A 15,167-nucleotide genomic window follows, 5' to 3' on the forward strand; every position below is an offset into this window, starting at 1 on the left:
ATGTCGAAACCGACCCATGAACGACATAAGTCAACGCGACGACGACCACGACAGTATGCGCCCTCGCACCGGCGAGGATGCAAATCAGGAAGCCGAGTCCGGCTCCTTATGGGATAATGTGGCCTCGGCTCTTGGGTTCAGGCGTGGCAAGTCGCGCAATGGCGAGGCCTCGCTTTCCGATACGCTCGAAGAACTCGCAGAACGCACCGAAGAAGACGACGAGCCGGTTTCGCTGCACGAACGTTCCCTGTTTGAAAACATCATTGCCCTGCGTGACATGACGGCAGAAGACGTCATGATCCCGCGGGCCGATATTGTGGCTGTGGCCAAAACCATCGAACTTGATGCCCTGGTTGAGGTCATGGTCAAGAAGGCCCATTCACGCCTGCCGGTCTATGGCGATACGCTTGATGACATTGCCGGGATGGTGCACATCAAGGACGTGCTGGGCTGTGTTGCGGCAGGACGTGAATTCAGCCTTCAGGCGCTTTTGCGCCGGGTTCTTTTTGTATCACCGGCAATCCGGGTTCTGGATCTTCTGTCGGAAATGCGCCTTTCACGGACGCATATGGCGCTGGTGGTTGACGAGTTTGGCGGTATTGACGGTTTGATCACCATCGAAGATCTGGTCGAGGAAATCGTTGGTGAGATCGATGACGAACATGACATTGACCAGACGCCAAAACTGATCCGGCTTTCGGATGGGTGCTATATCGCGGATGCCCGGTTCGAGGTCGAAGACCTTGAAGAAAAACTCTCCTTCAGTCTGCTTGATGAAGATGAAGACGAGGATATCGATACGCTTGGCGGGCTTGTCTTCTCGCTTGCCGGGCGCGTTCCGGCGCGTGGCGAGCTGATCGAACATCCAAGCGGTATTCAGTTCGAAGTGCTTGATGCCGATCCAAGACGTATTCGCAGATTGCGCATTCATATGGTGCGCCGTGATACGCAAGACGTGATCGAACAAACAAAAGATCAGGAAAAAACGGATGATTAATGCGATGGCGACACGTCTGGGCGAGCTTTCAGGCTGGCGCAGGCGTTTTGTCTGGTTGTTCTCCGGGGCGGTTGCGGTTTTGGCGCTGCCGCCTTTCTTTTTGATCCCGGTTTTGCCGATCAGCTTTGCCATCCTGCTCTGGAGCCTTCAGGGCGTTCGTTGCAACAAGGGTGCGTTATCGGCCGGTTGGTGGTTTGGGACGGGTCATTTTGCCGCCGGGTTCTATTGGGTCAGTCACGCGTTTCTGGTGCAGCCGGAAATTTATGGCTGGATGATCCCCTTCGCCCTTTTGGGGTTGGGGGGCGGACTTGCGATTTTCCCGATGCTGGCTGTCTGGGCCACTTGGCGTTTGACCGATGGTCTGGTGCGTCGTGCAGTCCTGATGGCCGTTTTCTGGGCGGTGGCAGAGTTTGTGCGCGGGCATATCCTGACCGGGTTTCCCTGGAACCTTCTGGCGCATATCTGGGCCATTGATGCCGCCCCGATGCAGTTTGCCTCGGTCGTTGGGGTTTATGGGCTTTCATTCATCACGGCGCTGTTTGCGACCTTGCCAGCCGCGGTAATTGGCGGAAACAAAGGCAAGCTTGTTGCAGTTGGCGGGATATTGATTGCTGCCTTGCTTTGGGGGGGCGGTGCTTTGCGTCTGTCGATTGCCGGGCCCGAGGATACGGAAGTAGCAATTTCCGATCTGTCACCGGATGTGCCGGTTGTTCAGGTGGTGCAGCCAAATATCGCACAGCGCGACAAATGGCGTCCGGAATTGCAGCGCGAACATTTTACCAAACTGGTGGAAATGTCCCGCCGTCCTGCGGGCATGAATCCGGCCCAGAAGCGCATTGTGATCTGGCCGGAAACAGCGGCGACTTTTTTTGTGGAAACTCAGCCAACCGCGCGGATGCAGATGGCTGAAATGCTTGGGCCGGATGATATTCTGATCACCGGTGCGCCACGGACCTATCCGCGTGACACCGATGAATACAAGGTCTGGAATTCCATTCAGGTAATTGATGCAAATGGCGATATCATTGCCAGCTTCGACAAGTTTCATTTGGTGCCGTTTGGTGAATATGTGCCGTTCCGTTCGATCCTGCCATTTCCCAAATTGACCGAAGGTCGTACGGATTTCTCGGCCGGACCGGGCCCCCAAACCCTTTCGGTGGGGAATATGCCCAGTTTCTCTCCGTTGATTTGCTATGAAGTGATTTTCCCGGGTGCCGTGGTCGATCCTGAAAATCGACCGGACTGGTTATTAAATGTGACCAATGACGGTTGGTTTGGGCACAGTGCGGGCCCATATCAGCATTTGGCGGCTGCCCGTTTTCGTGCCGTGGAAGAAGGATTACCCCTCGTTCGGGCAGCCTATACGGGAGTATCGGTTTTCTTCGACTCGTACGGGCGTAAACTGGCCGACCTGCCCTTAAGTGCAAGTGGTGTGATGGCTCACCCCCTTTCGAGTAATAAAAACCATACCACCGTATATTATTTGTGGCGTAATATTCTATTTTACGGTATTGTTACCTTCTTCGCCGTTCTCGTTATGGGATATAATCGAGTTAAAAAATCCCTTTAGGCGGCTGTTAAATGAACTGAACCGTCCAGAGATTGTTTCATCTAAATATAAGGGCGGGGCGTTCGGAGTGAGAGAAGGAACAACCCAATGTCGCCCAAGGATGAAAGCGCGATGGTAAAAAACACCCGTGGTCGCGGTCGAGGCCGGACTGCCAGTGGCAAACCAAATCCTGTCGATATTCATGTTGGCGCACGTGTTCGTCTGCGCCGTACCCTGCTTGGCATGAGCCAGGAAAAGCTGGGGGAAGCAATCGGTCTGACTTTCCAGCAGGTTCAGAAATACGAACGCGGTGCAAACCGTGTTGGTGCATCGCGGCTTTATGACCTATCGCGTGTGCTTGAAGTGCCGGTATCGTTTTTCTTTGACGATATGCCTGACGAAATTTCGGCGAAATCGGTTCATGAACGCCGTGAAATGTCGGAAAGTCCCGACCCGTTCGACAATGATCCGATGAACCGTCGCGAAACGCTTGAGCTGGTGCGCGCGTACTATCGGATTACCGATCCCAACCAGCGCAAGAAAATCTTCGAGCTGGTCAAGTCCATGGGGGCTTTGCAGTCTGGCGACGCAGACCAGAAATAACCCTGTTTTCTGGTCATTGATATCAGGCGCATCTCGTGGAGTTACGGGATGCGCCTTTGCTTTTTGCGCAATCCGGTCGCCGGGCTATGCAATTTCCCGGTTACCATTTTGCGTCAATGATGCTTGACCTGTAAAAAGTGATCAGGCAAAAGCGACATTCAGCCATAAAATGGCACGAAATTTGTGGACGGATTTGGACCGCTTGCCACCACACAAAAAAAGGCTAAGTGGGCGCTATCAACGCCGACCCGGTGCTGAGAGCCCTCCGGTCCAGTTTTGGAAACCCATTACCGGAGAAGGTCTTAATGTCTCTTTCCGATTATCTTTTTACCAGCGAATCCGTCTCGGAAGGTCATCCGGACAAAGTTTGTGACCGCATTTCCGATTCCATCGTTGATGCATTCCTTGCCGCTGACGAAGATTCGCGCGTTGCTGTTGAAACCCTTGCAACCACCAACCGCGTGGTGCTTGCCGGTGAAGTACGTGGTCCTGAAAGCGTGACCAAAGATGTCATGATTGAAAAGGCCCGCGAAGCTATCCGTGCGATTGGTTACGAGCAGGACGGCTTCCACTGGAAGACTGCCGAAATCGAATGCCACGTTCACGAACAGTCGGCTGATATTGCGCAGGGCGTCGATTCTGCTGGTGAAAAAGACCTTGGTGCTGGTGACCAGGGCATTATGTTCGGTTACGCATGTAATGAAACCGACGAATTGATGCCGGCACCGATCCAGTTCTCGCACCGTATTCTGCGTGCGATGGCTGAAGATCGCCATTCGGGCAAATCTGCCCAGTTCGGCCCGGATGCCAAAAGCCAGGTTACCCTTCGTTATGTCGATGGTAAGCCGGTTGCAGCGACTTCTGTTGTGGTTTCGACCCAGCATGCTGATGGCCTGTCACAGGACGATGTCCGTGCGCTGGTTCTGCCGTATATCGAAGCAACCCTACCGGAAGGCTGGATGCCGTCTGCTGACGAGATTTACATCAACCCGACAGGCCGCTTTGTCATTGGTGGTCCGGACGGTGATGCCGGTCTGACTGGCCGCAAGATCATCGTTGACACCTATGGCGGTGCTGCACCGCATGGTGGCGGCGCGTTCTCTGGTAAAGATCCGACCAAGGTTGACCGTTCGGCTGCTTATGCTGCCCGCTACCTTGCGAAAAACGTGGTTGCTGCCGGCCTGGCAGAGCGTTGCACCATTCAGGTCGCTTATGCGATTGGTGTTTCCAAGCCGCTGGCACTGTATGTCAACAACCACGACACCGGCAATGTGGACGAGCAGAAGCTTGGCGCTGTTCTGCGTCAGCTGATGGATCTCAGCCCGCGCGGTATCCGCGAACATCTGTCGCTTTGCCGTCCGATCTATACCCCGTCTTCTGCTTATGGCCACTTTGGCCGTCAGCCGACTGAAGATGGTGGCTTCTCCTGGGAGCGCACCGATCTTGTCGGGGAACTGAAATCGGCATTCGGCGCCTGATCACAGGCAGCAGCAATGCAAAAGTGCGTTTTGTGAAATTCGCATGACGTGATATGAGGCGGGCGGCCCGAAATAATCGGGTCGCCCGTTTTGATTATGTGATCTCTGTGCATCGGCGCGATGATCACACCGACCGAGATTTGTTCCGATCCTGATAAACTGATACGACCATGCGCAACAAAGAACGTCCGTTACCGACCCCTGATCGCCCGAACTTCTATGGCCGTCGCGGAAGCCGACCGCTTAAGGATTCCCGCAAGGCGCTGGTCGATGCCATGTTGCCGAAGATCGGTATCAGCTATCCCGATGCGGCCGGGATTGATCCCAACAGCTATTTCGATGGCAATCATGATCAGCTGTGGCTTGAAATCGGTTTTGGTGGCGGCGAACATCTTGCCGGTCAGGCGCAGGCCAATCCGAATATTGGCATTATCGGTGCGGAACCGTTCATGGATGGTGTTGGAAGTCTGTTGCGTCACATTGATGAGCGTAATCTGAGGAATGTGCGCATCGTCGCGGATGATTCGCGCCCGTTGCTTTATAAGCTCAATGATGCGTGTTTTGATCGGGCGTTCCTGCTGTTTCCGGATCCGTGGCCCAAGAAACGCCATGCCGAGCGTCGCTTTATTGGCCCGAAAAACCTTGCTTTGCTGGCGCATCTTCTGAAGGACGGTGCAGAGTTTCGGGTTGCCAGTGATGATATGAAGTACATCTCCTGGACCTTGCAGCATATGCACAACCATCCGGATTTTGAATGGCTGGCCGAGGGGGCCGATGACTGGCGCACTCCGCCGCAGGACTGGGTTAAAACCCGCTACGAGCAAAAAGCCCTTCGTCAGGGCAAGAAGTGCAACTATCTGCGCTTCCGCCGCATACCGCGCGAAAATTGATACCTATTGCCAGTTTCTATCGGCGTGTCCGGTGATGGTCCGGCGATCCGGATATTACGATCAGTACGAATAAACGGCTTCCGGTCATTTGATCGGAAGCCGTTTTACTATGCGAGCCAAGCAAATACAGGTTAATCCACAAAACTTGTTATTGAGAATGATTGTCATGTGCGTTAAAAGGCTTCTGTTACTGACCTGAAGTCGCTGCATTTCACTGCCGGAATATCGTATGTCCTGGCAACGCCTGCAGCTTGCAAAAGCCAGAGGTCCACACCGTGACAAACTGGGATGTCAACACACTGTTCCGAACCTACAGGCACCGGCTTGTGCAATTTGTCCGGCGTCGCAAGCTGTCGTGGCATCTTGCCGACGATATTGTCCAGGATACGTTTTTGCGGGTGGTTGCAACGCCATCCCTTCCTGAACAGCGATTTGCGCAATCCTATCTGTATCGGACGGCAAGCAATCTGGTCATTGATCATTTCCGCAGGGAAAGAATCATTTCATTTGTTTCCGAGCCGGACATGGCATTTGAATTGATTGCCGATGACAGCCCGAGCCCCGAACAGATTGCATGGTCACGGCAGGAACTCCGGCGCTTGCAGGATGCCCTTGATACATTGCCCCGTGAACTTCGTGCGGTGTTCGTACTTGCCCGGCTTGAGGGCAAAACATATGTCGAAATCGGCAAGAAGCTCGGTATTCCAAGCCAGACCGCTTTCAGCCGGATGGTCAAGGCCCTTACCCTGATAAAGGACGTAATGGAGCCGGCCGAAAAAACAGATCCGGCCATCAGATAAATCCTGCTGACATCCGTCATAATAGAATGGGCTGAAAAAAGGCCGGTGCTAAGCGCTGTTTTTGTTTCTTGGGTCAACTCACAGAACTGCTGATATGAACCGCTATTCCGATATTGACGGCACTTTTGATACGCCTGCGGCACAGGCAGCGTACTGGTTTGCCTTGTTGCTTGATGGCAGTGAAACCGAACAGGACCGTCAGGATTTCGCCCGCTGGATCGAGAAGGACCCGCGCAATCGTCGTGCTTTTGGCGAGGTTGAACGTGTCTGGAGCGGCAGTTCGAGCCTCAATCTTGCCAATCAGGCAAAAGTTGGACGGCGTGCTTTTATGGCGGGCGGCTTGCTTGCCGGCATTCTTGCCACTGGTTGGGGTGCGCAAAGATATCATCCGATGGCGGATTTCCGAACTAGAACCGGCGAACGTCGTACCGTCAGCTTGCCCGGCGGGGTCAAAGCCACGCTTGCCAGTGACACGACCATGTCACTCGTGGCCGGATATGGAACGGCCGGTGTGGAATTGCATCACGGTGAAGTCTGGTTTGACCATGCACCGGAAAATGGTGACTTTTTTGTCGCGTCGTCTGGTGGTCACAGCTGGTCGCGCGGCGGGAAATTTGACATCGCCCATTTTGGCGATGAAAGCACGGTGACCGTAGAAAGCAGAAATGTTGCCGTAAAGCTTGGCAATCAAATGGCACAGGTTACAGCTGATCACGCCCTGACCTATGGGCCCGATAAGCTTGGGCCGGTTCGCAAGGTCGATGTTACGACTGACCTTGCCTGGCGGAATGGTCAGCTTGTTTTCATGGGGGAACAGCTTGGCGATGTGGCGCGTATTCTTGAACGGTGGCAGGCCGGAAAGATCGTGATCATTGGCGATGACGTCGCGCGCCGCAAGGTGACGATGGTTGTCGACCTTGATCGGACACGTGGTGTCTTGCCGGCCCTTGCCGGGGCATTATCCCTAAAGGTTGATCAATTCACCGATTATCTCACGGTTATTCGGGCGGCTTGATTCTGCTGCGTTTAGGTAGGGCATCTGATCGATGGCGATCTGGGTTCGAGCCGATTTATTATGCGAATAACAATTATTTTCAAAAAATATTATTTTAATTCAGATAAGTGGCTCCCCGTCTCGTCTCAGAAAGTAACGAAATAACGAATGCGAAGCATTTGCATCTCGTGAAATCAGGAGAAGAATAGCGATGCCTTTAAACGGGGTGGGTCGTGTGAAGCACACGATCAAAAGAAACTGGACGACTTTCACTTCCTTGGGGGGAGTACGAACGATCGCGGCGACCGCACTTGGCGGAGCATTACTTGCTTTTGTCCCGGTTGCTGTATTGGCCCAGACAGCTGCGCAGATTACAGGCGGTTCTGTACCGGAACTCGGTCAGGCCGGTTTGTCAGAACAATCATTTGAATTCGATATCGAATCCCAATCGCTTGGGCGGGCCCTTGTCGTGTTTTCAAGGGTTTCAGGGATCGATGTTGTCGTTGACGGGGCATTGCCAGATACGATCACAAGCCCGGTCGTCAAAGGTGAAATGTCGCCCGCAAATGCGCTTGATAATTTGCTGACAAATAGTGGGTTGGGCTGGGTTGTGCTGAATGCCACGACGATTTCTATCATTGATCCGAAGTCTGATACCTCGGGGGCTGATGGCACAGTTATCGCGCCGGTGATTGTCACGGCAAACAGGCAGGCCTCGGGGCCAAATGGCGTGCCTGACGAGGTCTATGAAACGCCGGGCTCAGTCGCAGTGATTACCCGGGAAAGCATGCAAAAGACACCGGTGCGCGAAGCCCGCGAAATTTTCAATCAGGTGGCCGGTGTCGATGTCGCGAATGATGCCCGCGATCCGGGTTTGACGGTTAATGTCCGCGGTCAGCAAGAAATGGGTCGCGTTAACGTAAACATCGATGGTGCACGTCAGAACTACAATCAGCTGACCCATGGGACGACATCGCGTGTCTATCTTGATCCGGCGCTGCTTGCAGAAGTGGGCATTGAAAAAAGCAATCTGACTAAAAATGGCGGTGCCGGTGCATCTGCGGGCATCGTGACGATGCGTACCCTTAATACCCAGGATATTCTTGATGATGATGAAGAATGGGGTGGCAAGGTAAATATCAGCCACGGTACCAACTCATACGACTTTGCCGGTGATGCATCCGCGGGTGTGCGTCTGTCGCCGAAATTTGATGTCTCTGCCGCCGTGAGCCGGAAGGTTGTCGGGAACTATCGTGCCGGGGCTCATAATCCGGGACTGTTTACCACCGGCAACGGAAACTATTACTCCACCGAAAACTCGCGGCCGGAATATACTTTTCTGCGACAGAGTTCGGGGTTGTTAAAGGCAAACATTTATCTGACCGAGGACCAGGAACTAAATCTTGGTTATGTCGGTTCGATGAGTGACTACGCCAAAACCAATGACGTCACGAACCTTTATACCGACTTTAACGAAACCGAAACTCATACCCTGACGGCCAAGCATGTCTGGAACCCGGCATCTGATTTGATTGATCTGAGTTCCAACCTGTACTGGACGCGGACCGAAAACCACCAGTTCCGTCCGGAACGTCGCAATACATCCGGAACCGTTACCACAGACTCGTTTGATAACAATTACACCCTTGATACCACGGGTGCGGATATTTCAAACCGCAGCGACATCGCCTTTGAAAAGGTCGGAGACGGTCTGAGCAGCGTAAGCCTGGATTACGGAACAGAACTGTTCCATGACAAGGCCAAAACGACCGCGGATATGGGCGGCTTGGGAGGTTATGGTGCGGCCTATCAGGTTGTCGGGTCGACCCCGAGCGGCAAGCGCAATGTTTATGGCGGCTATGTCAACGCCACCTATGGCTGGAATGATATGTTCAGTCTGACCGGCGGTCTTCGCTATGACCGTTATGATCTTAATGGTGATGCGTTCTGGTGCGAGACGGTGGCGGCATCGGGAAATCTGTGTTCTGACGGGGGCACGCCACTTGATATTGATCTGTCCGAAAGCAAGGTCTCGCCGAGTTTTGGTGCAAGTATCTCGCCGATCGAAGGTGTGCAGTTCTTTGCCAATTATCGTGAAAACATGCGTGCACCGACCATTCAGGAAGCGATGTTAAGTGGTGACCATATCGGTAACGTCGGTATCCCGTTCTACTCAAACGCAAATTTGAAATCGGAACAATCTGAAACCCAGGAAGTCGGGGTCAACTTCAAATTCAATGATGTTGTTCAGAAAGGGGATGGTTTCCGGGCGAAGATCGCCTATTTCCGGTCCAAGATCGACAATTACACAACCATTGCCTATGTGCCGCAGCCGACAACACAGACCGTCATCCCGGGCCTTCTGATACAAAGCAAGATGGCTGCTGCAATGGTCAATCTTGATGACCCGGTTTATATCAACGGGACGGAGATGGAGCTGTCCTACGATGCGGGTCAGTACTATCTGGGCGGAACACTTACACTGTCCGATATGGATTTGCAGGGCAATTACAACCCGTTCGTTCTTGATACCGACTACGACCAGTATGCCAATACGGGATTGTCTCCAACCGGCGTTGGAAGCCCGATTTACGGTGGTGCCAATCAGTTATACGGCATCTATGCGACGCCAAAGCGCAAATACACGCTTGATGGCGGTATGCGGTTGTTTGATCGGGACCTTGTAATGGGGATGCGTGCGACATTTGTTAATCCGCAGGACAACTTCGGCAGCACCAGCACGTCCAGCATTGTTGGCCAATATTTCAAATATCGGGTCTTCGACTTCTATAGCTCATACGAGGTCAATGACAACGTGACGCTGCGCTTTGCCGTGAACAACATGTTTGATGAAGGCTATGTCCAGGGAACAGGCGGGACTTATGCCCCGGCTGCTGGTCGTACCGCAATAATCACACTTAGCGGTAACTTCTAAGCCGCTCGACAATCTGAAAGTTGACAACCGGTCAGGTATTTAACCTGACCGGAACAGCTTGTTATTTACATGTAAATTATTGTTTTTAAACAAAAAAATATATTGACTCACTGTGATAATGAGACTCAATATCATTACATCGCTTCAATGGTTGGGGCGAACAAAAGCTAGGAGATGCCGAGATGGCTATTACGATTAATCTGAATGCCGACAGTTCAGGAAATGGCGTTGATTTGCAGGGAGTGTTTGACGCGTTCAACACAGGTTTTTCGCTTGGTTCGGGTAACCACGGTGCCTTCTTTGACGGTGCCCTTCCCGGTGGTTTTGGTGGTACGCAATATTATGCGGCTGATCTTGACAGCGGCACGACCTATACCGGTGCCGTTCTTGCGACTGCTGGTGCAAATGATTTTGCCTATGACCTCAGCACCCACACCATCGTCGGCGACCTTGATGGTTTCTCGTTTGGTGAGACCCTTGCCTATAACAGCGGGTCCGGCCAGTACGAGTTTTCCGACTCGTCAGTAGATATCTCGGGACTGGGCCTGTCGGGTAGCGATACCAATGCTGTTCTGACCGGAATCTACACCGGTAGCACCGCAACCCTCGAAGCCACTTTTGATGCCCAGGGTGTTGAAATCAATGGCAGCACCGGCAATGACACAATTTCCGGCTGGGCTGGCGATGATGTGCTGACCGGCCATGGCGGCGCGGACACCTTCGTCTTTGATGAAAGCGCGAGCTTTGGCAATGATACGGTGACCGATTTCACGGACGGCACCGATCTTCTGGATATTGATTACAGCTCGGTCACGATCGGCGATGACGGTAACGGCAATGCGCTGATCACGCATGTCAACGGCACCATCACTTTGACCGGTGTTGACTATAATGACCTTGATGCAACCGACTTCGTTTAACGAAAACGGCCCATCCCGCAAGTAGCGGAACGGGCACAAGGTCTTTGATTGCAGGGTGCCGCGCAACAGCGGCACCCACCTCATCCTATCCCAATTATCTGGAATATAAAAAGCGTGTTTGGCAAAGCATCCAGCCGGCCAGGTTTGCAAACCGATGCATCACGGCCCCTGTCCGAAGCAATCGCATCCCTTCGTGCGGCCTTTCTGGCGGTCGCAGCACTGAGTGGTGTGTCCAACATCCTGATGCTGACCGGCCCGCTTTTCATGCTTCAGGTCTATGATCGGGTTCTGGCCAGTCAGAATATTCCAACGCTGGTCGCATTGATCCTTCTGGTCGGGTTTCTCTATCTGTTTTTGGGCTGTGTCGATGCCCTGCGCGCTAGGATGCTGATCAGGATTGGCTGGCGGGTTGACGAAAAAATCGGTCCCACGGCCCTGGCGCAAACATTCGAACTTGGTTTGCGCAATGTGCGGATCAATAACCAGCCGCTCCATGATCTTGATCAGATCAGACAGTTTCTTGGTGGTGCCGGGCCGGTGGCAATTTGCGATCTGCCCTGGATGCCGGTTTTTCTGGCAATCATCTTTGCTTTCCATCCGTGGCTGGGCGTTATGGCGCTTGTCGGCGGCGGCTTGCTGGTGGTTTTGACGCTTATCAGTGAACTTGTGACCCGGCAAAAGGTCGCCACCATGAACGGCCAGACGGTCAATCGCGAACGTCTAGTCGAAGCAGGCCGTCGCAATGCCGAAGCAATGCGGGCAATGGGCATGGAGGCCGCGTTCTCCGAAACATGGACGGCGCTGAACAATCGCTATTTGCGCGACAACACCACCGTTGGCGATGTGAATTCAACCTTCTCGGCCTTTATCAAGGTTATCCGTCTTGCCCTGCAATCCGGGGTTCTTGCACTTGGTGCCTATCTTGCGATCAATCAGGAAGTAACGCCGGGTTCGATGATTGCTGCCTCGATCCTGACAGCACGCGCCCTGTCGCCAATTGAACAGGCCATTGGCAATTGGCGTGGATTTGTCGCCGCCCGCCTGGCGCGCCGCCGTCTTGATGAGATGCTTGGCAACGCAAACCGGGATGCATCACGGACCAGTCTGCCTGCGCCCAAGGAAACGCTTGCGGTCTCCAATCTGGTGGTCGGTACCCATGACAACAACACCCCCGGACAAGGCAAGGTGTTATTACGCGTTAATGATCTGTCGCTGCGTGCCGGGGACGGCTTGGGTGTGATTGGGCCAAGTGGTTCGGGTAAATCGACTTTGGGTCGCGCCCTGATTGGTATCGGCAAGATACGTGGCGGAACGATCCGTCTGGATGGTGCAGAACTGTCGCAATGGGATCCGGTCGAGCTGGGCCGTCATATTGGCTACCTGCCACAGGATGTCGAACTGTTTGACGACACGGTTGCCCGTAACATCGCCCGTTTGCAGAACGGTGCCCGTTCGAGTGACATCGTCGAGGCGGCCAAGTCGGCCGGTGTGCATGACATGATCCTGTCTCTGCCCAATGGCTATGACACGCGGATCGGACTGGGGGGTGTTGTGCTTTCAGGTGGTCAACGTCAACGGATCGGTCTGGCGCGTGCATTGTTTGGTGATCCGTTTCTGATTGTGCTTGATGAACCCAATGCCAGTCTGGATGGCGCCGGTGAACAGGCATTATTGCATGCCGTTCAGAATGCACGCGCCCGCGGGGCGATTGTTGTTCTGATTGCGCACCGCCCCGGTGCCTTGGCCACCGTCAACCTGGCAACCGTTATTCAGGATGGCCAGCAGGTTGCGTTTGGCAAACGCGACGACATTCTGCGCAGAACAGTGCGACAGGTTGGCGATCAGGTAGGAGAAACCGCATGACCGGCCTGCATATTCCTGCTCGCACTGCCGAGCAGCCCGGACTTGGGCCGGATACTGTCACCAAGGGGCAGAAGTCGCCTGCTTTGCACACCTTGCGTCAGCATAGCCTTGTCGGGGGCGGAATTGTCCTGCTGCTGTTTTTCGGGATGATGCTTTGGCTGATGGTGGCGCAATTGTCCGGGGCTGTTGTGGCATCGGGCAAGCTTGTCGTCGAAAGCAACGTCAAGGATGTTCAGCATTCCGACGGTGGTATTATTGGCGAAATCCATGTGCGTGACGGGGACCGCGTTACAGCCGGCGATCTTTTGATCCGACTGGACGATACCATGGCGCGCGCAAGCCTTGGGATTGTTGAAACGCAATTGTCGTCTCTTGCGGCGCGTCGCATGCGGTTGACCGCGGAACGTGACAATCTTTCGGAACTGCCGATCCCGGATCTTTTTACGGATCGGCTTGATGATCCGGCGGTTGGCGACCTGATTGCAGCGGAGCGCAACTTGTTCACCGCCCGACGAAACAGTCTCGAAGGTGAAAAGGAACAGCTGTCCCAGAAGCGTGCCCAACTTTCAGAAACCATCATTGGTCTTAATGCGCAAAAGACAGCCAATGAAGAAGAACGACGTCATATCGTTGATGAGTTGACCGGCCTTGAAGGGCTGTTTGCCAAGCAACTTGTACCGATCACCCGTGTTGCAGCCTTGCGCCGGGAACGGGCAAGCCTGGATGGGACGCATGGTGAATTGACAGCCAGTATTGCCGCCACCCGGATGCAGATATCGGAAACCGAAATGCAGATGCTGCAGCTTGATCGGGATCGCCAAACCGAAGTTCTTGGTGAACTTACAGACATCGATCAGCAGATTGCCGAACTGATGCAAAAGCAGATTGCCCTGCGCGATCAGCTGCGCCGGATCGATATTCGCGCCCCATATGACGGAACGGTCTATCAGATGTCGGTTCATACGGTGGGCGGGGTGATTGCGGCCGGCGACCGGATTATGGGGATTGTCCCGGATCAGGATGAACTGGTGATCGAAGCCCATATCAGTCCACGCGACATCGAACAGGTGGTGTTGGGACAGGATGCGGTTCTGCGCTTCACCGCATTTAATCAACGGACCACACCGGAACTGTCGGGAAGTGTTTTGTTCGTGGCGGCGGATCTGGAGCGTGATGAGCTGACCGGCGATACATATTATATTGTGCGTGTCCGAATTTCCGCAGGCGAAGTGGCCAGACTTGACGGTCGTGATCTTGTGCCGGGGATGCCCGTCGAAGTGTTTCTTGCGACCGGCGAGCGCACAGCGCTCAGTTATCTGATCAAACCGCTTTCCGATCAGTTCGCCCGGGCCTTTCGCGAAGACTGATCACGATAAAACCGAACCTTTGTCAGATATCGCCCTGTTTCAATCGTTTCAGAAACAGGGGGCCGGTGGAAATCCGGCCCGACAGGACATAAGGATGAGGCAATCATGAATGCAATTGTCGGGCAACCGGTTGGGGATATTCCACGACTGGAAGAAATCAGACAGTCAACACGCAGCGCGCACCAGTCTGTTGATAACATGGTCATGGCGATGGCGCCGTTTGACAACCGCGCCAATTACGCGCGCTTTTTGGGGCTGCAATATATCTTTCATGCCCGGATGAAGCCGTTATATGACGCCAAAGACCTGAATGCGACAATTCCCGGCCTTGCGAAGCGTAGCCGCTTTGACGCGGTTTGTCGCGATATGGATGATCTGGAAACAGAACATCCGAAAGACAGGAGTCGCTTGGCAGTTCCGCAGGTCGGTGCGGAACGGATCGGTTGGCTTTATGTTTGCGAAGGATCATCGCTTGGCGCGGCTTTTCTGTTAAAGGCGGCTGCCAATATCGGACTGAATGACGGTTTCGGGGCGCGACATCTGGCTGGTCATGCGGATGGTCGTGGCAAGCACTGGCGGGAATTTGTCGAACAACTCAATGGCTTGACCCTGGATGACGACGAAGAGGCCGCCGTGCGCAAAGGTGCGGTGGATGGCTTTGCGTTTTTCCGCAATCTGGTATCAAGCAGCCAACCGGCGTAAGGCCGGTTTGAATCCTTGGGTTGAATGGCTTGGTGCGCCTGTATCCTGACTTGATTTCTGCGCAAACCG

Annotated in this window: 12 protein-coding genes; all 12 read left to right on the forward strand. The window is 53.8% G+C overall.

Annotated features, from left to right (window positions below; all coding sequences use genetic code 11):
• Positions 1-55: 55 nt before the first annotated feature.
• Positions 56-997, forward strand: coding sequence for a hemolysin family protein (locus TH19_RS01065; protein WP_114100755.1), 942 nt, complete (start codon positions 56-58; stop codon positions 995-997).
• Positions 990-2,567 (forward strand): apolipoprotein N-acyltransferase, encoded by a 1,578-nt coding sequence (gene lnt / locus TH19_RS01070; protein WP_114100468.1) that lies wholly within the window; start codon positions 990-992, stop codon positions 2,565-2,567. The genes TH19_RS01065 and lnt overlap by 8 nt, the downstream gene beginning before the upstream one ends.
• A gap of 111 nt (positions 2,568-2,678) precedes the next feature.
• A complete protein-coding gene (locus TH19_RS01075; RefSeq protein WP_114100756.1) occupies positions 2,679-3,149 on the forward strand; it encodes a helix-turn-helix domain-containing protein in 471 nt (156 codons plus the stop codon).
• Between the two features lie 305 nt (positions 3,150-3,454).
• Positions 3,455-4,627, forward strand: a complete 1,173-nt coding sequence (gene metK / locus TH19_RS01080; protein ID WP_114100469.1) for a methionine adenosyltransferase — start codon at positions 3,455-3,457, stop codon at positions 4,625-4,627.
• Between the two features lie 170 nt (positions 4,628-4,797).
• Entirely contained in the window at positions 4,798-5,517 is a 720-nt protein-coding gene (gene trmB / locus TH19_RS01085) for a tRNA (guanosine(46)-N7)-methyltransferase TrmB (protein WP_114100470.1), read from the forward strand.
• A gap of 275 nt (positions 5,518-5,792) precedes the next feature.
• Complete coding sequence (locus TH19_RS01090) at positions 5,793-6,317, forward strand: RNA polymerase sigma factor (RefSeq protein ID WP_258547771.1); 525 nt, start codon at positions 5,793-5,795, stop codon at positions 6,315-6,317.
• Between the two features lie 94 nt (positions 6,318-6,411).
• Positions 6,412-7,332 carry a FecR family protein gene (locus TH19_RS01095; protein ID WP_114100471.1) on the forward strand — a complete coding sequence of 307 codons (921 nt, stop codon included), beginning with the start codon at positions 6,412-6,414 and terminating at the stop codon, positions 7,330-7,332.
• 328 nt (positions 7,333-7,660) lie between these two features.
• Positions 7,661-10,246 (forward strand): TonB-dependent receptor, encoded by a 2,586-nt coding sequence (locus tag TH19_RS01100; protein ID WP_258547772.1) that lies wholly within the window; start codon positions 7,661-7,663, stop codon positions 10,244-10,246.
• A 182-nt stretch (positions 10,247-10,428) separates the two neighbouring features.
• The gene (locus TH19_RS01105) at positions 10,429-11,166 is read left to right on the forward strand and encodes a calcium-binding protein (protein ID WP_114100473.1); all 738 of its coding nucleotides are present in this window, start codon (positions 10,429-10,431) and stop codon (positions 11,164-11,166) included.
• A 114-nt stretch (positions 11,167-11,280) separates the two neighbouring features.
• On the forward strand, positions 11,281-13,029 hold the full coding sequence (locus TH19_RS01110; protein ID WP_258547773.1) for a type I secretion system permease/ATPase: 1,749 nt from the start codon (positions 11,281-11,283) through the stop codon (positions 13,027-13,029).
• The gene (locus TH19_RS01115) at positions 13,026-14,396 is read left to right on the forward strand and encodes an HlyD family type I secretion periplasmic adaptor subunit (protein WP_114100474.1); all 1,371 of its coding nucleotides are present in this window, start codon (positions 13,026-13,028) and stop codon (positions 14,394-14,396) included. The genes TH19_RS01110 and TH19_RS01115 overlap by 4 nt, the downstream gene beginning before the upstream one ends.
• A gap of 105 nt (positions 14,397-14,501) precedes the next feature.
• Positions 14,502-15,098, forward strand: a complete 597-nt coding sequence (locus tag TH19_RS01120; protein ID WP_114100475.1) for a biliverdin-producing heme oxygenase — start codon at positions 14,502-14,504, stop codon at positions 15,096-15,098.
• Positions 15,099-15,167 lie beyond the last annotated feature (69 nt).

The organism is Thalassospira profundimaris (assembly GCF_003326675.1).
Lineage (GTDB): Bacteria > Pseudomonadota > Alphaproteobacteria > Rhodospirillales > Thalassospiraceae > Thalassospira > Thalassospira aquimaris.